Origin of the sequence: Desulfovibrio sp. 7SRBS1 (assembly GCF_049723905.1) — a bacterium.
GTDB lineage: Bacteria > Desulfobacterota > Desulfovibrionia > Desulfovibrionales > Desulfovibrionaceae.
Genome location: NZ_JBJKFD010000001.1, coordinates 3026300 through 3050381, shown reverse-complemented (window position 1 = coordinate 3050381; position 24082 = coordinate 3026300). Strand labels below are relative to the sequence as shown.

The following is a 24082-nucleotide window of genomic DNA, read 5'->3' as shown; positions in this document are numbered from 1 at the left end:
AAGGCCTGTCCTTTCGGTCTCAGGCTGCTTTGCAGGCAGCCCGCGGGGTTTCATCCTATGACGGGATGTCGCCCCTTTTTCAATTTGTTGTTTCCATCCCTTATCGCCCATTTCCGCAAATCAGACGGTTTCAGGAACCGCCTTGTGCAGCTTAAGCCAGCACTTCGTCCGCGGAAACGTAATCCATGCCAAAGGCTTCGCCAACGGCAGGGAAGGTCAGCTTGCCCTGATAGGTGTTCAGGCCATGCTTCAGAGCGTTGTCGCAACGCAGGGCGCCCACACCCTTTTCCGCCAGCTTGATGGCGTAAGGCAGGGTCTGGTTGACCAGTGCGAAGGTGGAGGTACGGGGCACTGCGCCGGGCATGTTGGCCACGCCGTAGTGGATAACGCCGTCGATGACATAGGTGGGATCGGTGTGTGTGGTGGCCTTGATGGTTTCCACGCAGCCGCCCTGGTCAACAGCAACGTCAACGATGACCGAGCCTTCCTTCATCTGGGAAATCAGTTCGCGGGTTACCAGATGCGGAGCCTTGGCGCCGGGAATGAGAACCGCGCCCACAACCAGGTCGGCTTTGGTAACGGCTTCACGGATGTTGGCTTCGTTGGAGTTCATGGTAACGATGTGGTTTCCGAACACGTCGTCCAGGTACTGCATGCGGTGGTGGTTGATGTCCAGAACCGTAACACGAGCGCCCAGGCCAACGGCAATCTTGATGGCGTTGGTGCCCACGATGCCGCCACCGAGCACAACCACGTTGGCAGGAGCCACGCCGGGTACGCCGCCCAGCAGCATGCCGCGTCCGCCCATGGTCTTCTTGAGGTGCAGTGCGCCTTCCTGAGGAGCCAGACGACCGGCCACTTCACTCATGGGCATGAGCAGGGGCAGGCTGCCATCGGGGAGCTGCACGGTCTCGTAGGCAACGGCGGTGGTGCCGGCCTTGAGCAGGGCATCGGTCTGGGGCTTGTCGGCCGCCAGATGCAGGTAGGTGAACAGCAGAAGATCGTCGCGCAGGAACTTGTATTCCGCGGCAATAGGTTCCTTAACCTTGATGACCATTTCCGCGCCCCAGGCAGCGGCAGCGTCGCCCAGCTTGGCGCCGGTGGCCGTGTATTCGCTGTCTACAAAGCCGCTGCCCAGGCCAGCTCCGGCCTCGACAATGACTTCGTGACCGCGACGGATCAGTGCTTCTACACCAGCGGGTGTCATGGACACCCGGTTTTCCATGGTTTTAATTTCCTTGGGAATACCGATGATCATGAATGCCTCCTACACAATACTATTGGTGCGCCCGAAGACGCTGTAAGTGTGTATGTTCGACTTCCCACAGCGGGAAGCGCGATTGACAAAAACGCATCAAAGCCCGGCTAGCGGCGCCACCCCTTGGGGAGCAGTATCCACTTGCGCTTGGCCTGCATCATGACGAAACTCTCACTGGAGTTGATGCCACCGATGGTGGACATGTCTTCGTCGAGAAAACGGTGCAGGTCAGAAATTTCTTCGGAAAGGACGACTTCGACCATTATGTCGTACCGGCCCGTAACAATGGCGGCCCAGTTGACATTTTTCAGTGCGGCAACCTGTTCCAGCTTTTCACTGAGCTGCTCGTGGCTCTGAACGGTCAGACAGACCAGGGCGATGGTGAATCCCTTGGCCTGGAACGGGTCCATGAGTCCGGCGATGCGCAGGACTCCTTTGGAAACAAGGCTTTTAAGGCGGGAACGAACCGTGGGACTTGTGACTTGCAGCTTTTCGGCGAGTTTTCCGGCCGACTGCGAACCATCGTCCACAAGTTCAGAGATCAATTGATGCTCTTGATGGGACAGGCTGTGCTTTGTCATGCTACCCTCGTGCGCCAAAGTCTAAGAAAAAAAATTTGATGAATGATAATTTTCTAAATTGAAATTGTTCAGACATTTTTTATTTTTTAAATAAAAAAGTCAAACGAAATTTTGATTTAAAGAGGATTCGATCTTTCTTTAGAAAATAAACGGAAAGGAAGAAAGGAAACAAGACCGGGAGAAAGGAAAACTTACACAATCATTCGGCTGCAAAATACAAAAAACAGCCCATGCGGCGGCCAACCGTAGCCGGACCGCACGCAGACATCATCAGAAAAAGAAAGAGGAAACAGCCGCGCATTGGCCCGGCTGCGCGGAGGGATCAGTCGGACGGGCCGAAATCCAGGGCAAGCATGGTCACATCGTCCTTGGGGTCGCGTTCCTGGCCGAACTGCATCAGACTTTCGTAGACAGTATCCAGAAGCCTATCCAGCGAATCCCCGCCGTGCTCCTTCACCAGCCCGAACAGACGTTCCCGGCCGAAGAAATTACCCTGGGCGTCTTCGTACTCTGTAATACCGTCCGTGTACATAAAGAGTCTGTCGCCCGGTTCCAGGCGCACCGTCCCCTGGGTAAAGGGCACCTTGCCCACAAGCCCGATGATGGAGCCGCCCTCTTCCAGCAGCTCGCACCTTCCATCGGCACGCAGCAGCAGGGGTGGAGGATGCGCCGCCGCGGAATAGACGAGTTCGCCGGTATGCACATTGAGGCAGCCGTAAAACATGGTGAAATAGCGGTCGAAACGCTCAATGGGAAACTCCCTGTCCAGGGAGCTGAGCACCTCCACCGGGCTGGCAAGCAGACTCTGGTTGGACTTTTCCACGCCGGGCAGCAAACACATGTTTCCCCCGGACTGCAGAATCTGGGTGACGGAAACGGCAACCAGGGCGGACGGGGCCCCGTGGCCGCTGACATCGAGCACGTAGAAACTCACCAGGTCGTTATCCAGCGGGATGACATTGAAAATATCGCCGCCCACCTGGTCGCTGGGGTGGAATTTCCAGCCAAAGGTGGCGTTTCCCAGGTGCGGGGTAAAGGCAGGAAGCATGCTGCGCTGGATTTCGCCAGCCGCCTTGAGGTCCTCGTCCAGATGGAGCTGCTTGGCCGTAAGTTTTTCATTGGCCTGTCGCAGTTCTTTGGTCAGGCCACGTATCTTGAGCTGGCTGCGGACCCGGGCCAAAACCTCGCCCTCATCGAACGGTTTGGTGATATAGTCCACCCCGCCTATGTCCAGCCCTTTTATCTTGTCTTCGGTGTCGCTTTTGGAAGAAAGGAAAATAATAGGGGTGTCGGCAAAACGTTCTTCCGCCTTGATCAAGGCACAGGCCTGAAATCCGTCCAGCCGCGGCATGACGATATCCATGAGAATAAGATCTGGATCGGTGGCAACAGCCTTTTCATAGGCGTCCTGGCCGTCCACCGCCTCGAACGTCTCATAGTCTGAGGCACGCAGCAGAATAGCCAGATACCCCCGGCTGTATTCGTCATCATCCACAACAAGAATTCGTTCCGACATTTCACTCCCCTCGTCATAACAGCCTGCCGGAATCATTTGTAAAGCGCCTGACAACGACATTACATTTTTTTATATGTTGTTTATATCAAGACTTCAACAGCCAAAGGAATTTGGCTGCACTCCTCAAATGTCGTTTGCCTGTTTTATTTCATACCAAAACACTATGAAAATGACCAGACCGGGATTTTCACTGCCTGTTTAAATTTTTCGCTGAAATAAATGGTTTTTGGTGTGTTGCCGGCCAGATTTGCAGTACAGTCCCCAGATGCGCGGATTTCATGGCAAGATCGTCAACAAAATGCAATTTGATTTTCGCGGTCTATATGCGCTACCTTGAAGCTACTGCTCAGAACTCATTTTGAGCGTTTGATTCTTTCTGGAGGAATCATGCCGAAAACCAACGCCGGTAAAAAGGCGATCAAAAAAAATTCCCGCAACCAGGTTGTGGACACCCACATCCCTTCCCTGGGAAATCCCCGTTGCGACAATCCGCTGAAATACTGCCGTTTTGTCGAAAAAGACGCCAAGGTTCTGCTGAATCTTGCCGAAGACGACCTTTCCAGCCAGGACAATTACGACTCCGCCAGCGTGTTCGAGCTGGCCGGACCTCGCGAGAAGGTCTACTTCGATCCCAGCAAAACCAAATGCGCCATTGTCACCTGCGGCGGACTGTGCCCCGGTATCAACGACGTTATCCGGTCCATCGTGCTGGAGGCGTTCCACAGCTACAATATAGCCGCCTGCCTGGGCATCCGCTTCGGCCTGCAAGGGTTCATCCCCAAGTACGGCCACGACTTCGTGGAGCTGACGCCGGAAAGCGTATCGCGCATCCACCAGTTTGGCGGAACATTCCTGGGCTCGTCGCGCGGCCCCCAGCCTGCCGAGGATATTGTCGACGCCCTGGAACGGATGAACATCAACATCCTGTTCATGATAGGCGGGGACGGCACCATGAAGGCCGCCCAGAGCATCTGCGCGGAAATCGAAAGCCGCAAACTCAAGATTTCCGTGGTAGGCATTCCCAAAACCATTGATAACGACATCAGCTGCATTTCCAAGTCGTTCGGGTTTGACACGGCTGTGGATAAGGCCACGGAATCCATCCGCTGCGCCCACATAGAGGCCACCGGCGCGTACAACGGCATCGGGCTGGTCAAGGTGATGGGCCGCCACTCCGGCTTTATTGCGGCACACAGCGTGCTCGCCCTGCGCGAGGCCAACTTTGTGCTGGTGCCGGAATACGACTTTGAACTGGACGGCGAACGCGGCCTGCTGCCCGCCCTGGAAGAGCGGCTCAATGCCCGCCACCATGCTGTGATTGTTCTGGCGGAAGGCGCGGGACAGCATCTCTGCCCGCCCACCGAGGAGCGGGACGCTTCCGGCAACCTCAAGCTGTCCGACATCAGCACGGTGCTCATCAAATCCATAAAAGAGTATTTCAATAGCCGGGATATTCCCATCACCCTCAAATATATAGATCCCAGCTACATCATCCGCTCGGTACCGGCCAACTCCAACGACCGGGTCTATTGCGGATTTCTGGGCCAGAGCGCAGTGCATGCGGGCATGTGCGGCAAGACCGGCATGGTCATATCGCGCCTGCAGGACCGCTACCTGCACCTGCCCCTCTCGCTGGTGACGCAAAAACGCAAGCACCTGAACATCCAGTCCGGCTACTGGCGCGCCGTGCTCGAATCCACCGGGCAGAACCACATCACGCCCAACAGCGCCGGGCCGCATCCCGACTCTTGCGAACTCACCCCCCCGGCTGGTAAGTAATCGGCTGAGACCATGCATTCCCAGCGGGCCGTCCCAGAATTTAGTGCAAATTTATGGCGGCCCGCTCCTTAAAACCCCAGCACCGTCAACGTATGCTGCACCAACGCGCTCGTTTCACCCCCTTGGACGGGGTTCTTATCATCATTTTGGCATCCCTGGCCGGATACATGGCGTATCGCATAGAGGCCGGACTGCAGTATGAATGGGACTGGTCGGTCATTCCCCAGTATCTGGTGCGGCGCAACCAAAGCGGCTGGTGGGTACCCAACGTGCTGTTGCAGGGATTGCTGACCACCCTGCGCATCAGCCTTTGGGGAACGTTGATCGCAACGATCATCGGCACAACCATGGGCATTGCCCGGGCCAGCAAAAGCCTGTTCTTCCGCCTGATTGGCGGGACCTATGTGGAACTGGTCCGCAACCTGCCGCCCCTGGTGCTGGTCTTTATCTGCTACTTTTTCTTCAGCGCGCAGATCATTGCCGCCATCGGCCTGGAAGACGCCATACGCCACGCCCCGGAAAGCGTGCTCGGCGTGCTGGAATTTTTCTTTGCCCCGCGCGCGCAGCTGCCTTCCTTCCTGGCGGCCTTGTTCACCATTGCGATCTACGAGGGCGCCTATATTACGGAAATAGTCCGTGCAGGCGTGCGTTCCGTGGACCAGGGCCAATGGGAAGCCGCCTACGTGCTGGGCCTTTCGCCCTGGCAGACCATGCGCCATGTCATTTTGCCGCTCACCATCCAGCGCATATTGCCCCCCCTGGCCGGGCAGTTCATTTCCACCATCAAGGACTCGGCCATTGTTTCGGTTATTTCCGTGCAGGAACTGACGTTTCAGGGGCTGGAGCTGATGGCCTCCACGTATTTGACCTTTGAGATATGGATAACCATTCTGGCCTTGTATTTTGTTATGACGTTTAGTCTTTCCACTGCCGCCCGGAAACTTGAGGCGTATTTAAATCGTAGTATAGCCTAAGTGGCCGTGCGATTTTTGCCCCCGGCTACGTTGCATCTTGGTTTCACTGCGCGGGCCGTATAGAAAAATACTGTCCTCGCTTGCGAAACCAATTGCGCCTTGCCGGAGATCAAAACTTACACGGCCACACAACTTCCGTAGCTATAAGAAAAGCTTCAATTATAAGGTTATTTCCTTTCATACTCTTCGGCCTACCCTGAGAAAACTTTTTTAATCGCAGGTCCAGGAGGCCGTTGCCTCCTGGCGGGGTGCGGGGCAGCGCCCCGCTTGCCCACCTGCCCATCTTCCCACCCTTACCTCCCTTTGCAAATAGCAGCCGCCCATAGTAAGCCGCACGGCACGCACTTTTGGAGCAACCCGGAGGGGCACGAGCCTGTGTTTCCTCCTTATATATCTGCAAATACCATGAGCAAAAAAAAGAAAAAAATAAGACCGCAGCCCGAAAGCCTCGGACTGCCACGCATAGGCGTTGAAAGCCACGCGCATATTGGCCCCAAGCATTTTGGGGATGATTTCCCGGCCGTGCTGGAACGGGCAGCCGCCGCTGGGCTGGAGCGCATAGGCAACGTATTTCTGGGCCCCGAAGATTACGAAACCAATGCCGAGCTTTTTGCGGACCACCCGGAAGTCTTTTTTATTCTGGGCATGCACCCCAACGATGTGGGTGAGATAGGCCCGGCTGACAGTGATGCCGGAAAGGACGTGCTGGAGCGCATGCGCAAAGCCTTTGCTGCGGACAGCAGGCTGCGTGCCGTGGGCGAGATAGGGCTGGATTTTTATTGGAAGGACGTGCCGCCCGACCTGCAAAGGGAGTGGTTTATCGCCCAGCTGGAACTGGCAAAGGAGCTGGACAAGCCCGTGGTTATCCACAGCCGCGACGCAGACCAGGAAAGCCTGGAGATGCTGGAGGAATTCGGCTGGGCCGGACGCCCGCTGCTGTGGCATTGCTTTGGCGGCAACACGGACATGGCCGCCCGCATCGTGGCCAACGGCTGGCACATCTCCGTGCCCGGGCCGGTGACCTATTCCAAAAACGAAGCCGTACAGGAAGCCGTGCCCACCATTCCTGCGGACAGGCTGCTGATAGAGACCGACAGCCCGTATCTGGCGCCCGAGCCATACCGCGGCAAGCCCAACGAACCCGCCTACATCGTGTTCACGGCTGCCCACATTGCCAAACTGCGCGGCGTGGAGCCCGAGGAGATATGGCGGCTGACCAGCGAAAACGCCCGTTGTTTTTTCGGCATTCAATAGGCTGGCCGAACTTTGCACAAAAAAAGCCCCGGACCGTGTACGGTTCCGGGGCTTTATTCGATGTCTTGTTTGGGAAAGATCAGTCCAGAGAGTCTTTGGCGGCACTCACTGTTTCGAAAATACCGAACATGGAACCAAAGCCCGAGATGTCGAACACGTCTTTGGCCATGCCTTTGAGATTGGCGAAAACAATGGCTCCGCCCATGGGCCGCAACTTTTTGGCCATGGAAAGAATACTGCGCAACCCCGCGGAACTGATGTATTCCAGACCGCCCAGATCGGCGACAAATTTGAGGTTGCCTTGTTCAATCAAATTATTGACGAACTCCTCGAACTGGGGTCCAGTCAAAGGGTCGAGGCGGCCACTGACGGAAACCACGGCCACGTCGTCGAGAATTTCAGATGTGAAGGATGCGTTATCCATCGGGCATAAGCTCCGGGTGTATTTTTAAATCATTCTATAGGCACAACATTCTGCTTACCTTGAAAAAGAGACATACGCAATATGCCTGCCAAGCAATATGACCCACTCCCCGGATTGCGCGGGGGAAAAAACGGCCATACCGAAAGGAACAGCACAATCCCCCCGTGCACCCTGCGCACCAGTTCCCGCAAAAACCGCGTTACCCTCACCATCACCCGGCGCGACGGCCTGGTACTGGTGGCTCCCGAATATTTCGACACGTCCGGAGTTCCGAAAATTCTAGAGCGCCGCACGGAATGGATACTGCGCACCATAGCCGCCATGCAGGCAAAATATCCGGATTTCGACCCATGGAATCCGCCAACCATCCCCCCACTGCTGGACCTGCGCTGCCTGGATGAACAATGGCAGGTGGACACGGTCTTCCAGTCGGCACAGAAAAACCCCGCCCTGCGGATCAATGCAGGCCACCGGCTCCTCCTCCGGCTCCAGGAACAACCGGATAATGACCAATCAGATGCCGACCAAAAGCCAATAGGCCTGACCGACGCCAATCTGGAAACAACCCGGTCGCTTCTGAACCGTTTTCTGGTGCGCAAGGCAAAGCCCATACTCCCCGACATCCTGGCCGAGGCGGCACGCGAAACCAGCCTGCACTTCAGCCGCTGCCAGATTCGCACCCAATCGACCCGCTGGGGAAGCTGCTCCGCCAGAGGCGGCATAAGCCTGAACGCCAAGCTGCTCTTCATGCCCCGCCGCCTGGTCCGCTACATCTGCATCCACGAGCTGTGCCATACACAACAGCTCAACCACGGCCCCAAATTCCACAAGCTGGTGCGCCAAATGCTGCCCGAAGTCGATACCCTGGAAAAAGAACTGCACAGCGCCGAAGCATTGGTGCCAAGACTGCTGGCGTAGGATGGGAAGAGGAAGAGGAGAAGCGGGAAGGTTAAGCAAGCGGGGCGCTGCCCCGCACCCCGCCAGGGCCATGATGGCCCTGGACCCACTATTTTTTATGATAAAAAGTCCCCTTCGCTTTTGAGCGAAGGGGACTTTAAAATGATAGCTGCTTAATTAAGCCATTCTTATAGCTACAGAAAACAAATGGCCGTGTAAGTTTTGTTCTCCGGCGAAACTACGAAGCCGGGGACAAAAATCGCGCGGCCACCCCAACAACAAAGGCTGCTCAAAAAGGTGCGAGAGCAAGGCGTAAGCCTCTTCCAGGTTCCGAAGTGTATTCTTTTATACACGAGGGTTCTGGAAGTGGTGAAACAACGCCGCTATCGTGCCTTTTTCAGCAGCCTACACTCTGACACTGGCGATTATGCCGGTCGACTGATCCCAAGCAGTGCGCGTAGCAGGAGTGGCAATAACAATACCCGTGGCACTGGATACGGGCGCATACTGTGTGGCGGGATGTATAACAACATGCCCGGGAGGCCCCGGCTCAACATGTCCCACCGGACCCGGCTCAAAATGACCGGCCGGTCCGGGTTCCACATGGCCCACCGGCCCAACATGGGTATACCCTACAACGGGTTGGGAATATTCCTCACCTGCAAACATGACGTCTCCACACAGATAGTGTTACCTTTTAATGTAATGCAGCCAGGCCTTTCAGGCAAGGGATGGGCACACAGCGCGTCCTGCTCCCTTTAATTGTTCAGCCTCCGCTCCCATTATGCTCTTTTCTTGATTCCCTGTATTTGATACGAGTTATCGGAAAACGCCAGTTTGTTGGCATTGTTTACTTGATTGATCGGCGTTTTATTCACACAACGGCTCTGTTCCTGATGCCCCGATGGAAACATTTTATGATTATCGCAATGGAAGGTTGTTGATGCACCGCAGAATTCCATTTGTCGTTGCGCTTATTCTCCTCACGGCCTTTACCGTAGCCTGTTCACATACAAGTGTAAGACACCTGGCCAGAAATCCTTTCCAGCTGGACCAGCCCAAGCAGCTGAGCCTCAAATTCTGGAAATTTTCCTACGACACCAAGGCCTCGCAGGATAGTTTTGAAGTTTCCGGCACAGCCATACCGCTGGTCAAAAATATTCCCGACTGGGCCGTGCATGTGGATGAATTGTGGCTGGAAGCCTATGTAGCCGACGCCAAGGGATTTGTTCTGGCACGCGACCTGTTCATCCTGGACCCTGCAAAATTCGAAGGGCTGGACAAGAGCAGCGGCGTGCCCTTTGTTTTTCGGCTGAAGCCGGAAAAACTGGTTGGCGGCCCCCTCTACATATCCTTTGGGTATCGAATGACCTTGTCCGGAAATGTGCCGGATGAAAACGGCGGCTCCAAGAAAAAAGTATTTTTCGGCAACGAAAGCGCAGTAACCAGATTTTAACCCCGCGTCCGTCCCCTTTTCCTGGCTGGTAATGGGGGACATGCCCCACGTCATGGCGCTTCCCTTGCCATGTATCTTTGGAAACTGCGCATGTGGAAAAAGCGGTTTCTGGCCTGCTTTTCTTGCAAGACACAACGTTTTTTACACACTCGCAAGGGTGTTTGAACTTGCCTAAACACCCGCTAGTGTAAATCTTTTGCCCCCTATTCCATGGAGGAATCAATATGTCCAAGGTCACTCTCGGCCCTACCACGCTTATGTATCCCATGCCTGCTGTTCTTGTTGCTTCGGATGTGAATTCAAAGCCCACTGCCATGACAGCCGCCTGGGTAGGCATAGTGAACAGCAATCCGCCCATGCTCAGCGTGGGTATCCGTCCGGAACGCTACACCATGATAGGCATTGACCAAAACAAGGTCTTTTCCATCAATATCCCGTCTGTTGCCCAGGTGGAGCAGGTCGATTACTGCGGTATTGTTTCCGGTTCCAAGGCGGACAAGATGGAAGCCTGCGGATTCAACATTTTTCGCGGGGAAACCGGCGCTCCGCTTATCGAGCAATGCCCGGTAAACCTGGAATGCCGCATGCATCACCGCCTGGACCTTGGTTGCCATCTGCTGGTTGTGGCGGAAATCGTGCAGGTGCATGTTTCCGAAGAGTGCACCACGGACGGAAAGCCGGACGCAGCCAAGATTGATCCGCTCATATACGTGGTTGGACAGGGCAAAACCTATGCCGGATTGGGAGAAACCGTGGCCAAGGCATTTTCCCCAGGCCGCAATCTGATGAAATAACGTCCATGAAAAGGATGGCCACGCGATTTTTGTTCCCGGCTGTGTTGCAGTTGATTTCACTGCGCGGGCCGTATCGACCAATACTGTCCTCGCTTGCGAAACCAACTGCGCCTTGCCGGGTAACAAAACTTACGTGGCCTCGAATTTTGGTAGCTATTTTTGAGCAACCCGCACATTTGGACTAAAATTTAAAAGCCCTTTCGCTGCTTTGGCGAAAGGGCTTTTTTATTTATAATCGCAGGTCCAGGAGGCCGTTGCCTCATGGCGGGGTGTGGGGCAGCGCCCCACCAAGCTGTCCCAAATAGCACGATAGCTGCGTTGTTTCAGAAAACTCAAACCCTCGTGTATATAAAAATACACTTCGGTCTTGCGTTTTCCTTACGCCTTGCTCTCGCACTATTTTGAACAGCTTGGTATATTTATTCTTTCAATTTTTTAGTCAATCTCAGCGCATTACGTCCATTTTTGCTTTCGTAGGCAAAAGTATCCATGCTGTTCTTGATAATAAAGACTCCGTACCCGCCGGTTTTGGGATTATCCGGGTCTGGTTCGGGAAGCGAGGAGGGGTCGAAGCTTTGTCCGAAGTCGGCGATCTCGATATGAACGGCATTCTCGTCCACGTTTATTTCCAGTTCCAGAATGCCTTTTTCCCCTTTCGGGTACGAATGTCTGATAACGTTGGTGCAGGCTTCCGCGACTACGAGTTCGATGGTGAACATGAGGTCGCGTTTTTTCCCAAGCTTTGTCTTTTGCACGAACATATTATGCACCGCGTCCAGTATGGCCGGTACTTTGCTGATGTCCGTTTCCACGGCCACCTTGAGATATGGTTCGTTGTCCATGCGACAGCCCGGGGTATTCCCGGCTGCTGATAAAGACACGCCAGCTTGGTTATTTCAAAAAACCCGACCCCTTGGGTGTATAGAATACACACGCCGGCCTTGAGTTTTCTTCATGCCTCGCATTGGCACCTTTTGGGAGCAGCCTGCAAATTGAACTTACTCACACTTCTTTGGATTCGCAGTAACCATATTCGGGTGGTATGGATTTCGTCAACTCATACATATTTACCGTTCCGGCGGCCGGGTCAAATACGCTTGAGCGTGTAGGAAAGGCTGCCCATCCCAATATCCTGGGCATATTGCAGCCCGTAGTCTTCGGGCACGCTGGGATGCACGGCAAAAAACTTGTTCATGCCCGGCACAATGCCTTCGGGCAATTTGCTGGGGTAGATGGGCTGCGCGGCATTGACCAGATCCAGACAGGCCTTGTCCAGGGCAACCGGGTCCAGGGAGGCGGCAATGCCTATGTCCTGACAGAGGGGCGCGTCGGAATAAGGAACACAGTCGCATTCCGGGGTCACGTCCCGGATGACGTTGACGAAGAGCACGGGTTTGCGGCGGCGTTGCAGCAAGGCTGCTGCATGTTCGGCCAGACGCTTACAAAACTCGCTGCCGCTTTCCTGCCAATTGATGCCTATGCCGTGGGTTTCGCAAACATGGAAGCAGGCACCGCAGCGCACGCAGCGGGAACCATCCAGGACAATGCGCTTGTCGTCGTCCAGGGATAATGCCCCGGAGCCGCACAGGCAAACGCACAGGCCGCATCCTTTGCATTTTTTCGGATGGACCACCGGGAGGGAAATATTGTGCTGGAGCATCTTGCCCCGGCGCGAGGCACAGCCCATGGCCACATTCTTGATTGCCCCGCCAATGCCTGCGGAAGCATGGCCTTTGAAATGGCTCAAAACCACCATGGCGTCCGCGGAATCAATCATGGCGGCAATATGGGCCTGTTCCAGATATTTTCCGTCAAAAGGAACAGTCACCTCGTATTCGCCGCGAAGCCCGTCGGCAATGATGCAGGGCGCGCCGATGATATTGGGATCAAACCCGTGGTCGGCAGCCAGAAGGCTGTGAGACACGGCATCACCGCGCTGTCCGGCGTACAGGGTGCAGGTATCCGTAAGAAAGGGCTTGGCCCCGATTTTACGCAGCAGGGCTATGATGGGACGTATGCTCTGTGGATTGATGTACCCGGTATTGCCCCGTTCGCCGAAATGGATTTTTACGGCGGTCAGGTCGCCGTTGTGCACGGCTTTGGAAAGCCCGGCGCTTTTGAGGAGCTTTTTGATGCGGGTTTCGGGCGGCGCTTTGTATGATGCGCGCAACTCCCAAAGGAAAACTTCGGATGGCATGCATATGTCCTTTCTTGTTAGTTGGTCTTTCAAAGACCGCTTACATTGTCCCAAACCGTGACGTCAAAAGATGATATTCCATATAGTGGAACAAAAATCTTCCCGCCAAACTTGTATAGAAAAGGCCTGGACGGAAAAGTGATACCACAATCCCAATCCAGGCCTTTTTATTTATTTCGTCAGCAGGCTGCTTAAAACGGTGCGAAAGCGAGGCGTAAGCCTCTTCCAGGTTCCGAAGTGTATTCTTTTATACACGAGGGTTCTGGAAGTGGTGCAACAACGAAGCTAGCACGCCGTTTTCAGCAGCCTAAAACCTATATGGAGATGATCTCCTCCTGCGCCTCCGTCAGCAAAAAGTCGCCCTTTTCAATCCACGACTTGAGCGTATTGGCGATTTCCATGGAAAGCACCCAGCTGGTCAGCGGAAAGGACTGGATCTTCTCGCCCTTCACCTTGATTTCGCCGGAACGCAGATCCTCGTACGTTACATGGGCAAGGATGTTGTTCACGCCATTGGGCACGTCGTGACCATAATCGCGCACGGGCATTTCAATGTCCGAGTTGCCCACGCCGGTATACCAGGCGATTTCCTCGTTCAGCACGGGAATGGGAATGCCCACGCCAACAAAGATGCTGCACCCGTACCCGAGAATGCTGGATCCGCGCAGCCACTTGGCATTCATCTGCTTGAGGTCGCCCTTCAGCATGAGCGTTCCCGATGCGGTCAGGGGAATGCCGCGTTCGTTGCGTTTGGGGTTGGTTACATGCTGCGTGCCCGATCCCAGTACATAGCCCACGCCGCCGCCAAGAAAAATCTTGGTGCCGAGTCCTATGGTCTTGCAGTACGGGTCATTGAACAGCGGGCTGAGTTCGCCCGAAGTTGCAAAGTTGGCGTTGCGCATATGCGGCTTGAGCGGCCCCATATAGGTATATTTCGTCTTGCTGCCCAGATTCAGTGCGCAGTTGTAGTTCTGGTAGGCATTGCGCGAGTTGAGCAGGTGGGCGTACGGCAGATCGGCAAGGGTGATGTCGCGTTCCAGCAATTCCCTGGGGTAACAGTCCGTGGCATAGCCTTTGGCCCTAAACTTCACCACCTTTCCGGCAACCAGGTCTTCAATGACATGGCCGCCACCATAGGTGAACTTGCCGGGGTGGACCTTGTTGAGCGGATCATCAATCTTGGTCTGTGTCGCGCCAAGATATCCATCGGCCGCGGCAATGCCGCCGTAGGCATGCACGTCGTTCAGCCAGATGTCATTGGCACGAATGACCGGAGGCTCGGGTTGGCCGAAGTTGAAGAACATTCCGGACGAACACATGGGGGAGAAAGTCCCAGTGGTTACAACGTCCACTTCCTTGGCAGCCGCTACTTTGCCCTTTTCCCGTACAAGCTTGGTCATTTCCGAGGCATTGAGAACCACGGCCTGACCTTTGCGAATACGGTTGTTGATTTCCTCTATGGTCTTATTGACCGAATGGGCTTCCGACATATTGTATTTCCTCCTAATATGTTGCTCTGCAAACATGCACTCCGAAAACTTCGGCTACGGGACCTGCCGTGGCTGGTCATGCTCCAAAGGAACATGGGATCGACCCGACCGGGTTTCACGGTCCACACCGCTTTTCCCGTAGAGCATGAAACCATTTTTGGTTCCATGGCCGCCGGATTCGGCCTGCACTTTCCTTCTCCATAGCACAGCAAAACAATTTTGCAACAATATACTTTATTTCAATTGTTTTTGATATAGTTGGTTTTCGCAAAAATTGTCCACATGGTCAGCCTCTTTTCCGCAACCATCTTCATCCTGCCCATGTTTTCCACAGGAGGCAGCACAAAGGCTGCCCCTATTCCACCCGAAAGGGTAGGGTTATTGTCTTTCCAAAGGCCGCCACTTAATCCCCAAGAGGCTTGTATACCAAGCTCTTTTAAGCTATGGTTCCCCCTTGCGTGCGGGGGTTCGCTTGAGAGTTCGGAGAATTCAAAGGAAGCTCCGCATTTGCATTTCACACTTGTTGAAAAGCAGATAGCTTTCTTACCCCCTCCGCAAAAAACAACAACACTCCAACAGCTACAGCAACGAAACCGCCTTGTTTAAAAACGACCTACGCCAACACTTGGAACAATCTTTTTCCAACCAGGAACTTAAACGCTGGTACGATCCGCTTGAGCTGCACCTCAGCAGCGAAAGCCGACGTCTCAATGTTCATTTTCCCCACATCTTCTTCTCCACCTGGTTTGCGGAAAATATACAGGGACGTTTCGAGGAACAGCTCAACGCCTTTTTCGGCCCCGGCTACGTAATCCAGTACAACAATGGAAACGGGGGCAACGGAAACAACGTCAGCCACTCCCCGGGCAATGGCCCGCAGGACGCAGCCTCGGCCATGATTCCCGGCATGTCGCAATCCAAAAGGATCGATTTTCCCTTCGACAGCCAATATACCTTCGACCGTTTTCTGGTGAACAAGAAAAACTATTTTCCCCTGGCCTCTGCCAAGGAAGTTTCCAAACAAAAGAACATCCTTTTCAATCCGTTCGTCATATGCGGGGAAAGCGGTTCGGGAAAAACCCACCTGCTGCGCGCCATCGGCAACGAGCTGAGCAAAAGCCAGGACACGGAGTCCATTTTTCTGGGCTCCATCGAGGACATCGCCCAAATATTCAATTCCAGGGAGTACTCGGCCCCCCATGCGGCCAGGGAAAAGATCTGCACCTACGATGCCCTGCTGGTGGACGACTTCCATCTCATCCGCAACCATCCGGACCTGCAGAACGACTTCATTGCCCTGTTCAACCATTTCTACGAGCACAAGAAGCAGATGATCGTCGTATGCCCCCAGCGCATCACCCTGTACGATTTTCTGGACCCCACGCTGAAGTCGCGCCTGGAGTGGGGGCTCATCGTCACACTCAAGAAACCCGACTTTGATATACGGGTGAAATACATCCGCAACCAGTGCCGTCAGAAAAAGATGAAACTGGACAGCGACCAGGAAATAACCCTGGCCCAGAGATTCAGTGATTTCCGGTCTCTCCAGGGGATTCTCATCAAGTTTTTTGCCTATTCTAAATTGCTCAATCGCGATATAGGAATCAAGGATTTCGAGCACATCCTCAGCCATGCTGAAAACGCTCCCCAGCCCATCGTTACCCCCGATGGAGTAATGAAGACTGTGGCCGAGCATTTCGACGTGGACCCTGCCGAACTGAAAGGTACAAGGCGGCATAAGCACATCGTCCGCGCCAGGCAGATTTCCATGTATCTTATCCGGAAGCTCATGGGGATATCCTTCCCCGAACTGGGACGCATTTTCGGAGGCAAGGACCACTCGACTGTTCTTTATGCCGTAAATAAAATTGATGAATTGCAACGGGTTAACAAAGATATGAAACAACTGTTGATAACCTTGAAGGAAAAATGTCGCTCAATGGAAGAAAACATGTGATGCACACGATCGTGTTCCAACCGGATCATATTCAGGCAACTTCGTGTTCTTCTTTTAGAGTTTTATTTCAACTGGTTATAAACGATACGAACAGAGGAAAGCCCCTCTATTAATACGACAAGGAGAAATTCATTATGTACCTGAAAGTGTTCAGAGATGACATCATTGACGGACTCCAGAAATCGTCAAATATCATTCCCGCCAAGACAGGGGCTGCCTATCTCCGCACCATTTGGCTGAAAGCCGAAGGAGAAAGCGTCAGCATCATGTCCACGGATTCCAACCTGGAATTCTGCGGGACCTATGTGGCCCAGGTTCAAACTCCGGGTCTGGCCGGAGTACAGGGCCGCTCCTTTTACGATCTGGTGCGCAAGCTGCCTGCCGGGGAAATCGTCATCCGCATGGACGATGCCAGCAAGAATCTGCTCATCGAACAGGGCAAAAGAAAATACAAACTGCCCATCAACGATCCCGACTGGTTCCAGAAATTTTCCGACTACCCGGAAGGAGAAAGCGTCTTCTGGTCCGGCGACTTTCTGCAGGACCTCATCGACCGGGTCGTCTACTGCATCTCCGATGAAGACACCATGGAGGCCATCGCCTGCATGAACGTGGTGCCCAAGGTTCGCGCCGACGGAAGCAAATCCGTGGAGACCTGCGGTTTGAACGGCCACCAGTTCGCCATGATGGGCTTTATCAACGACGATGTGCACGCCATGCTCCCCGAGTCGGGCGTCCTCATCCAGAAGAAATACCTCAACGAACTGAAGAAATGGCTCAGCACCGATGAAATAGAACTGGCCATCAGCGAAAAGCGTTTGTTTCTGCGCACCGCGGACAAGGTGGAAACCTTCAGTCTGCCCCTTTCCTACTACACCTACCCGGACTACAGCGGTTTTCTGCAGAAGGTGAACGGCGAGGGAGGAGAGCTTTCCAAGATGAGCGTGGACAGGGAGGAACTGATCGCCGCCCTGGAACGTATCATGATCTTCAGCTCCGAGAACAACCGCTGCTCCAACTTCACGTTTGAAAACAACGAGCTGAAACTCTTTTCACAGGGGCAGGACGTGGGCACGGCCACGGAGGATCTGCCCATACAGTTCACCGGCGAGATAGACAAGATCGCCTTCCCCACCGGGAACCTCAAGGAGATACTCGGACATTTCAACTCCGAGACCGTGACCTTCACCCTTACCGGGAGTGAAGGACCCTGCGGCATCACCGGGGATGACGACCAGGATTACCTGGTGATCATCATGCCGATGAAGATAGTCGAGGAAACCTACTATACCGAGGAAGACGCCTAAGCATGTCCGAGCAGTCCAAAAAACAGGCCTATAGCGCCGAAAACATTACAGTTCTCGAAGGGCTGGCCGCGGTACGAAAACGCCCGGCCATGTATATCGGGTCAACCGACGTGCGGGGCCTGCACCACCTGGTCTATGAAGTCGTGGATAACTCCATCGACGAAGCCATGGCCGGGTATTGCAGCCGCATCAAGGTTGTCCTCCACCTGGACAACAGCGTCACGGTCATCGACAACGGCCGCGGTATTCCCGTGGACATGCACCCCAAGCTGAAGCGTCCGGCTCTCGAAGTCGTCATGACCAAGCTGCACGCGGGCGGCAAGTTCGATAACGATACCTACAAGGTTTCCGGCGGTCTGCACGGCGTGGGTGTTTCCTGCGTGAACGCATTGTCGGAATACATGGAAGCCGTGGTACGGCGCGACGGAAAAAGATATTCCATGCGCTTCGAGCGCGGCGTTCCCGTGACCGATCTGTTGGACATGGGCGAGGCCGACGATTCCGGCACCACCATCCGCTTTCGGCCCGACGAGGAAATCTTCGAGACCAACCAGTTCGTCCATGAAGTGCTGCTGAAACGCTTCCAGCAGGTGGCGTATCTGAACCAGGGGCTGGAAATCGTCTTCAAGGACGAACGCACCCAGACCGAGGAAAGCTTTCATTACGAAGGCGGCATCATCGAGTTTGTCAAGGATCTCAACGAGGGCGAAGGCGAGCTGCACAATATCGTCTCCGGCACCGCCGAGTCCGATTCCGTGCTGGTGGACTTTGCCCTGCAGTACAATGCCGGGTTCAAGGAAAACACCCTCACCTTTGCCAACAACATCCGCACCAAGGAAGGCGGCACGCACCTGGTGGGCTTTAAGACGGCTTTTACCAGGGCCGTCAACACCTACATCCAGAACGCGGACCTGCCCAAGAAGCTCAAGCAGAAGGTCACCGGCGAAGACGTGCGTGAAGGCCTTACCGCCATCATCAGCGTCAAATTGCCCAACCCGCAGTTTGAAGGCCAGACCAAGACCAAGCTGGGCAACTCCGAAGTGGCGGGCATTGTCTCCTCCATTGTCTACGAAAGCCTGAACACCTTTTTTGAGGAAAATCCTCAGGATGCCAAGGCCATCGTGGAAAAGATCGTGGACGCGGCCCGGGCCCGCGAGGCCGCCCGCAAAGCCCGCGACCTGGTGCGCAGAAAGGGAGCGCTTTCCGACAACTCGCTGCCCGGCAAGCTGGCCGACTGCCAGAGCAAGAAAGCCGAGCTGAGCGAACTTTTCATAGTGGAAGGTGACTCCGCAGGCGGTTCGGCCAAACAGGGCCGAGACCCGAAATTCCAGGCCATCCTGCCGCTTCGAGGCAAGATCCTGAACGTGGAAAAGACCCGCTTCGACAAGATGCTGGGCAACAAGGAAGTCCGGGCCCTCATCACGGCCATGGGTGCGGGCATCGGCGAAGAAGAGATGGATATCGAAAAGCTTCGCTATCACAAGATCATCATCATGACAGACGCCGACGTGGACGGAGCACACATCCGTACACTGCTGCTGACGTTCTTTTACCGCCAGTACGAGGAGCTCATCAAAAGCGGCTACCTGTACATTGCCCAGCCGCCCCTCTTCCGGGTGCACAAAGGCAAGTTTGAAAAATTCATCGTGGACGAAAAGGAAATGGAAGATTTCCTCATGGAGCGCATCGTCGGCGAGGTGAAAATCCATACCGGTGTGGGCGATCCCCTTGAAGGCGAGCAGATTACCTCGTTTCTCAAGGCCATCCGCTCCGTGCGCACCAAAGCCGAGGAAGCCCACAACTTCGGCATTCCGGAACAGCTCTTCCAGCTGCTGTCCAGCTGCCGCAACCCGTTCAGCCCGGCCTCTTTTGAAGAAGGTGTTCCCCAGGAACTGCGGGACTGCCTGGCGGAAAGCGGATACAGCGTGGAACTGGAACTCGAAAAAGAAGAAGAGGAAGAACGCGCCTTTCTGGTTTTCATGGCCCATGACGGCGCCATGACCCGGCTGGGTGTGGAATTTTTCAATTCCAAATTGTACCGCCAGGGCCACGAGGTCATGGAAAGGGTGTTCGACGTTGCTTCGCCCGAGTTTGCCTTTGTGCTGGAACGCAAAGAGGAAAAAACAGAGGTGCAGGGGCTATTCAGGCTTTTGAGCCTCATTCTGGACGAAGCCCAGAAAGGCTACTCCATCCAGCGCTACAAAGGTCTGGGTGAAATGAACCCGGAGCAGCTCTGGGAAACCACCATGGACCCGGAAAAACGTACGCTGCTGCGTGTGGATATCGAGGACGACCAGGACGCGGACGACGTGTTCAGCAAGCTCATGGGCGACAAGGTCGAGCCTCGCAGGGAATTCATCGAGCGCAACGCGCTCAACGTGTCGGACCTCGATATTTAGTATGCGCTCCATAACGGAACGAGAGAGCGCCGACCGAACGATAATCTGCTCCCGGACTTTGAACCGGGGCCGGGTATACCGGATCATTTCCCAGGACGGGACTGTGGGCCGTGCGTCCGAACAGCCGAACCTGGGCAAGGAGTTGTTGTGAGTCAGATCACCATTGAGAACGAAATAAAGAAATCCTACCTGGAATACTCGCTTTCCGTCATCATCGGGCGAGCCATTCCCGACGTACGCGACGGACTCAAGCCCGTTCACCGGCGTATTCTCTACGCCATGTACGAGCTGGGCAACTACTACAACCGGGCCTACAAGAAATCCGCCCGTGTTGTCGGCGACGTCATAGGTAAATACCACCCTCACGGCGATTCGGCCGTGTACGACGCCCTGGTACGCATGGCCCAGGAATTTTCCATGCGCGACCCGCTGGTTGACGGACAGGGTAACTTCGGCTCCATTGACGGCGACTCCGCGGCTGCCATGAGGTACACGGAAGTCCGCATGGCCCGGCTGGCCGGTGAATTTCTGGGCGATATTGAAAAGCAGACCGTGGAATGGCGGCCCAACTACGACAACAGCCTGAACGAACCGGCTGTTCTGCCTGCCAAGGTTCCCAACCTGCTGCTCAACGGTTCCAGCGGTATTGCCGTCGGCATGGCCACCAACATTCCGCCCCACAATCTGGCCGAATTGATTGATGGCACCCTGTATCTGCTGGACAATCCGGCCTGCACCATCAACGACCTGACCGGCTTTATCAAAGCCCCGGACTTTCCCACAGGCGCCAGCCTGTATGCGGGCAAGGGGCTGCGCGACGCCTATGCCAGCGGCCGCGGCACCGTGCGCATACGCGGCACCGTAAACGTGGAGGATCACAAAAACCACCGGCAGTCCATCGTCATTACCGAGATTCCCTATGCCGTGAACAAGTCCTCCATGGTCGAAAAGATCGCCCAGCTCATCAACGACAAACGCATTGAAGGCGTTTCCGACCTGCGCGACGAATCCGACCGCAACGGCATCCGCATTGTCCTGGACCTGAAAAAGGGAACCATCCCGGACATCATCACCAATTCGTTGTACAAGTACACGCCGCTGCAGACCTCGTTCGGCATCAACATGATGGCCGTGGTGGACAACCGCCCCATGCTGCTGAACCTGAAGCAGGTGCTGTATTACTTTTTGCTGCACCGGCGCGAAGTCATCCTGCGCCGTACCCGTTTCGATCTGGAAAAGGCCGAAGCCCGGGCCCACATTCTGGAAGGGCTGCGCATCGCCCTGGACAATATCGACGAAGTCGTGTCCATCATCCGCTCTTCGGCCAACGCGCCCGAAGCCAAGACCCGCCTCATGGAACGCTTCGGACTTTCCGACATCCAGAGCCAGGCCATTCTGGACATGCGCCTGCAACGGCTCACCGGTCTGGAACGCGAAAAGCTGATGGAAGAGTACCGGGAACTGCTCAAGAAGATCGAATACTTCAAAAGCATCCTGAACAACGAGGACGTACTCAAGGGCGTTATCCGCGAAGAGCTGCAGGATATCCGCACCACCTACACCACACCGCGCCGCACGGTCATTCTGGACAATGATCCGGACGACATCGACCTTGAAGACCTCATTGCCGACGACGACGTGGTCATCACCCTTTCCAAGCGCGGCTACATCAAGCGGGTTCCGCTGGAAGTGTACCACCAGCAGCGCCGGGGCGGAAAAGGCATTGCCGGTGTGCAGACCTCCGAGGGCGACCTCATCCACAACTTCTGCACCACCTCCAACCACCAGTATCTGCTGCTCTTCACCAGCTTCGGCAAGGTGTATCAGCTCAAGGTGCATCAGGTGCCCGAGGGCAGCCGCTATGCCAAGGGCGTGCATATCGCCAACCTGGTTCCCCTGGAAAAGGACGAGGAAATCGCCACCGCCCTTACGGTGCGCGAATTCGACCATAACAAGTTCTTCCTGTTCGTCACCCGCAAGGGCATGGTCAAACGCTCTGCCGAAGACCTGTACGCCAATGTCCGCTCCAGCGGCATCAAGGCGGTGAACCTGCGCGACGGCGACGAACTCATCATGGTGCGCGAAGTCAGCAACGACGACCAGCTTGTGCTCATCACCCGCGACGGCACGGCCATACGCTTCTCCTGCAAGGGCGAAGTGCGTCCCATGGGCCGCGGCACGGCAGGCGTGAAGGGTGTTGCCCTGCGCGATGGCGACCGTGTTGTCTCCGCCGTGGTGGTGGATCCCGACGACCAGGAAAAACAGGTTCCCGGCAAGGGCCACCTGCTGAGCATCTCGGAAAACGGTTACGGCAAGCGGACCCTCATCAAGCATTACCGCGAACAGAGCCGTGGCGGCCGCGGCGTGATCAACATGAAGATCACTCCCAAGACCGGGCCTGTGGTCGGCGCCATGATGGTGGACGGCGACGACGAAATCGTGATGATGACTTCCGGCAACAAGGTCATCCGTATCGCGGTCAAGGAAATCAGCGTTGTCGGTCGTGCGACACAGGGCGTCCGCCTGGTGTCCATGGACAACGGCGACCGGGTGGCAGGCTTCGACCTCATCCGGGAAAACGAGATAGATTGCGATTAAATAACAGTATGTTCAATGAAGCCGGAGCGGATACCCGCTCCGGCTTCTGACTTGTCTTGCGTTTGGCTGGCGGGGGGCAGGATTTTCGGAGGAAGAGGGTTGTTTCGATTCGCATATCTATTCGTTTTGGCGCTGTCTCTTTGCGCCTGCAACGCCCCTGCTCCGGGGAACGACATCTACACCCGCGCAGAAAAGGCCTATACCGCCGGATGGTATCTGGAAGCGGAAAAGCTGTACGAACAGTATCTTCAGAATTTTCCCCAGGGAAAGCACCGCTGGGAGGTCTGGAACAATCTCTACGAGATTTCCAGCGTGGTGAAGGGCGACAACGACAAGGCAATGGTGCTTCTGGAAGCCATGCGCCTGGAATACGGCGGGGATAACACCCGTTTCCGCCAGGTGATGAGCAAGCTTGCCCGCCTGCAGGTGCAAAGCGGCCACTGGGAAAAGGCGGCCGACGCCTGGCGCCAGATATTGCGTTTGCAGCCGCAGGACAACGCCACGACCTGCTCCACCATTCTCAACCTTGCCCAGGCCTACAAGATGCAGGGCAAATACGAGGCATTGCTCCACCTGCTTCGTGAAAATACCCATATCCACAATCCCGACGAGGTGGACGCCCTCCCCTGCGAGGACGCTCTGCTCTATGAGCTGGCCCATACGTACACTTTGGTGGAGAATTGGACCGAGGCACGCAACCTGTTGGAAAAAGTGATTCAGAGCGGAACTATGAGCTCTGAGGACCTAAGTGTGGCCAAGTTTCTCTTGTCCGAAGTCTATCTCAATCTCAATTCGCCGGTCAAAGCGCTCGAACTTCTGGAATCCATCAAGAAGACCCATCCCAATCCCATTGCCGTGGAAGCCAAAATAGAAAGGCTGCTCAAGGAATATCCCGACGCGCTGCCCCACTAGTGTGATGTCTGCGATCTGAAAACAGTTTTTTCAGGTGCGCTCACACCTCCTTTGGCAAGGCATGGCCCATCATGTGACGTGCCGTTCGTTCTACCTCATGTATGATTATGGGATTTAACGGACGCGCTCCTGCCACAGGCAAAGAGTCTTCCCTTATCTTCCCTTGTTTTCCAGGGGATCTTTTTTCCTGAAATATGGTTTGGTCCCAATTGGATTCCCACAGATTGCAATCCGTGCACATGATGCGGAGGCTTTCTTTTCCTATGGCTTTCAGCCGGATGGTTGGGAG

General features: G+C 55.0%; 18 protein-coding genes. 11 read left to right on the top strand and 7 right to left on the bottom strand.

Features of this window, described 5'->3' with window-relative positions; all coding sequences use genetic code 11:
* Nucleotides 1–151: 151 nt before the first annotated feature.
* The 3 genes from ald to ACI0FJ_RS13720 form a co-directional block, all read right to left on the bottom strand.
* Nucleotides 152–1258, bottom strand: a complete 1107-nt coding sequence (gene ald / locus ACI0FJ_RS13730; RefSeq protein ID WP_424304463.1) for an alanine dehydrogenase — start codon at nucleotides 1256–1258, stop codon at nucleotides 152–154.
* Nucleotides 1259–1365: 107 nt separating this feature from the next.
* The gene (locus ACI0FJ_RS13725; protein ID WP_424304462.1) at nucleotides 1366–1839 is read right to left on the bottom strand and encodes an Lrp/AsnC family transcriptional regulator; all 474 of its coding nucleotides are present in this window, start codon (nucleotides 1837–1839) and stop codon (nucleotides 1366–1368) included.
* 322 nt (nucleotides 1840–2161) lie between these two features.
* Nucleotides 2162–3355: a PP2C family protein-serine/threonine phosphatase gene (locus ACI0FJ_RS13720; protein WP_424304461.1), complete on the bottom strand. Its 1194-nt coding sequence runs from the start codon at nucleotides 3353–3355 to the stop codon at nucleotides 2162–2164.
* Nucleotides 3356–3742: 387 nt separating this feature from the next.
* Here ACI0FJ_RS13720 and ACI0FJ_RS13715 point away from each other — a divergent pair, with 387 nt between their 5' ends.
* From ACI0FJ_RS13715 to ACI0FJ_RS13705, 3 genes are all read left to right on the top strand, one after another.
* A complete protein-coding gene (locus ACI0FJ_RS13715) occupies nucleotides 3743–5134 on the top strand; it encodes an ATP-dependent 6-phosphofructokinase (RefSeq protein ID WP_424304460.1) in 1392 nt (463 codons plus the stop codon).
* A gap of 92 nt (nucleotides 5135–5226) precedes the next feature.
* Nucleotides 5227–6108 carry an amino acid ABC transporter permease gene (locus tag ACI0FJ_RS13710; RefSeq protein ID WP_424304459.1) on the top strand — a complete coding sequence of 294 codons (882 nt, stop codon included), beginning with the start codon at nucleotides 5227–5229 and terminating at the stop codon, nucleotides 6106–6108.
* Nucleotides 6109–6513: 405 nt separating this feature from the next.
* Nucleotides 6514–7362, top strand: a complete 849-nt coding sequence (locus ACI0FJ_RS13705) for a TatD family hydrolase (protein ID WP_424304458.1) — start codon at nucleotides 6514–6516, stop codon at nucleotides 7360–7362.
* Nucleotides 7363–7441: 79 nt separating this feature from the next.
* Here ACI0FJ_RS13705 and ACI0FJ_RS13700 read toward each other — a convergent pair whose 3' ends face one another.
* A complete protein-coding gene (locus ACI0FJ_RS13700; RefSeq protein ID WP_424304457.1) occupies nucleotides 7442–7786 on the bottom strand; it encodes an STAS domain-containing protein in 345 nt (114 codons plus the stop codon).
* 81 nt (nucleotides 7787–7867) lie between these two features.
* On the opposite strand from ACI0FJ_RS13700, the gene ACI0FJ_RS13695 reads away from it, so the two are divergent.
* The 3 genes from ACI0FJ_RS13695 to ACI0FJ_RS13685 all read left to right on the top strand — a co-directional run bounded on the left by ACI0FJ_RS13695 (nucleotide 7868) and on the right by ACI0FJ_RS13685 (nucleotide 10933).
* On the top strand, nucleotides 7868–8704 hold the full coding sequence (locus ACI0FJ_RS13695) for a M48 family metallopeptidase (protein ID WP_424304456.1): 837 nt from the start codon (nucleotides 7868–7870) through the stop codon (nucleotides 8702–8704).
* Nucleotides 8705–9626: 922 nt separating this feature from the next.
* The gene (locus tag ACI0FJ_RS13690; protein WP_424304455.1) at nucleotides 9627–10139 is read left to right on the top strand and encodes a hypothetical protein; all 513 of its coding nucleotides are present in this window, start codon (nucleotides 9627–9629) and stop codon (nucleotides 10137–10139) included.
* 224 nt (nucleotides 10140–10363) lie between these two features.
* Nucleotides 10364–10933, top strand: coding sequence for a flavin reductase family protein (locus ACI0FJ_RS13685; protein WP_424304454.1), 570 nt, complete (start codon nucleotides 10364–10366; stop codon nucleotides 10931–10933).
* A gap of 419 nt (nucleotides 10934–11352) precedes the next feature.
* Here ACI0FJ_RS13685 and ACI0FJ_RS13680 read toward each other — a convergent pair whose 3' ends face one another.
* From ACI0FJ_RS13680 to ACI0FJ_RS13670, 3 genes are all read right to left on the bottom strand, one after another.
* On the bottom strand, nucleotides 11353–11775 hold the full coding sequence (locus tag ACI0FJ_RS13680) for an ATP-binding protein (protein ID WP_424304453.1): 423 nt from the start codon (nucleotides 11773–11775) through the stop codon (nucleotides 11353–11355).
* Nucleotides 11776–12020: 245 nt separating this feature from the next.
* Nucleotides 12021–13130, bottom strand: a complete 1110-nt coding sequence (locus ACI0FJ_RS13675) for a DUF362 domain-containing protein (RefSeq protein WP_424304452.1) — start codon at nucleotides 13128–13130, stop codon at nucleotides 12021–12023.
* Nucleotides 13131–13444: 314 nt separating this feature from the next.
* The gene (locus ACI0FJ_RS13670) at nucleotides 13445–14620 is read right to left on the bottom strand and encodes a homocysteine biosynthesis protein (protein WP_424304451.1); all 1176 of its coding nucleotides are present in this window, start codon (nucleotides 14618–14620) and stop codon (nucleotides 13445–13447) included.
* 598 nt (nucleotides 14621–15218) lie between these two features.
* Between ACI0FJ_RS13670 and ACI0FJ_RS13665 the strand changes: the two genes are divergently transcribed.
* The 5 genes from ACI0FJ_RS13665 to ACI0FJ_RS13645 all read left to right on the top strand — a co-directional run bounded on the left by ACI0FJ_RS13665 (nucleotide 15219) and on the right by ACI0FJ_RS13645 (nucleotide 23793).
* Nucleotides 15219–16577 carry a DnaA ATPase domain-containing protein gene (locus tag ACI0FJ_RS13665; protein WP_424304450.1) on the top strand — a complete coding sequence of 453 codons (1359 nt, stop codon included), beginning with the start codon at nucleotides 15219–15221 and terminating at the stop codon, nucleotides 16575–16577.
* 134 nt (nucleotides 16578–16711) lie between these two features.
* Nucleotides 16712–17884, top strand: coding sequence for a DNA polymerase III subunit beta (dnaN, locus tag ACI0FJ_RS13660; protein ID WP_424304449.1), 1173 nt, complete (start codon nucleotides 16712–16714; stop codon nucleotides 17882–17884).
* Between the two features lie 2 nt (nucleotides 17885–17886).
* Nucleotides 17887–20283 (top strand): DNA topoisomerase (ATP-hydrolyzing) subunit B, encoded by a 2397-nt coding sequence (gene gyrB / locus ACI0FJ_RS13655; protein WP_424304448.1) that lies wholly within the window; start codon nucleotides 17887–17889, stop codon nucleotides 20281–20283.
* A gap of 147 nt (nucleotides 20284–20430) precedes the next feature.
* A complete protein-coding gene (gyrA, locus tag ACI0FJ_RS13650; RefSeq protein ID WP_424304447.1) occupies nucleotides 20431–22881 on the top strand; it encodes a DNA gyrase subunit A in 2451 nt (816 codons plus the stop codon).
* Nucleotides 22882–22980: 99 nt separating this feature from the next.
* A complete protein-coding gene (locus ACI0FJ_RS13645) occupies nucleotides 22981–23793 on the top strand; it encodes a tetratricopeptide repeat protein (protein ID WP_424304446.1) in 813 nt (270 codons plus the stop codon).
* The last annotated feature ends 289 nt before the right edge of the window (nucleotides 23794–24082 follow it).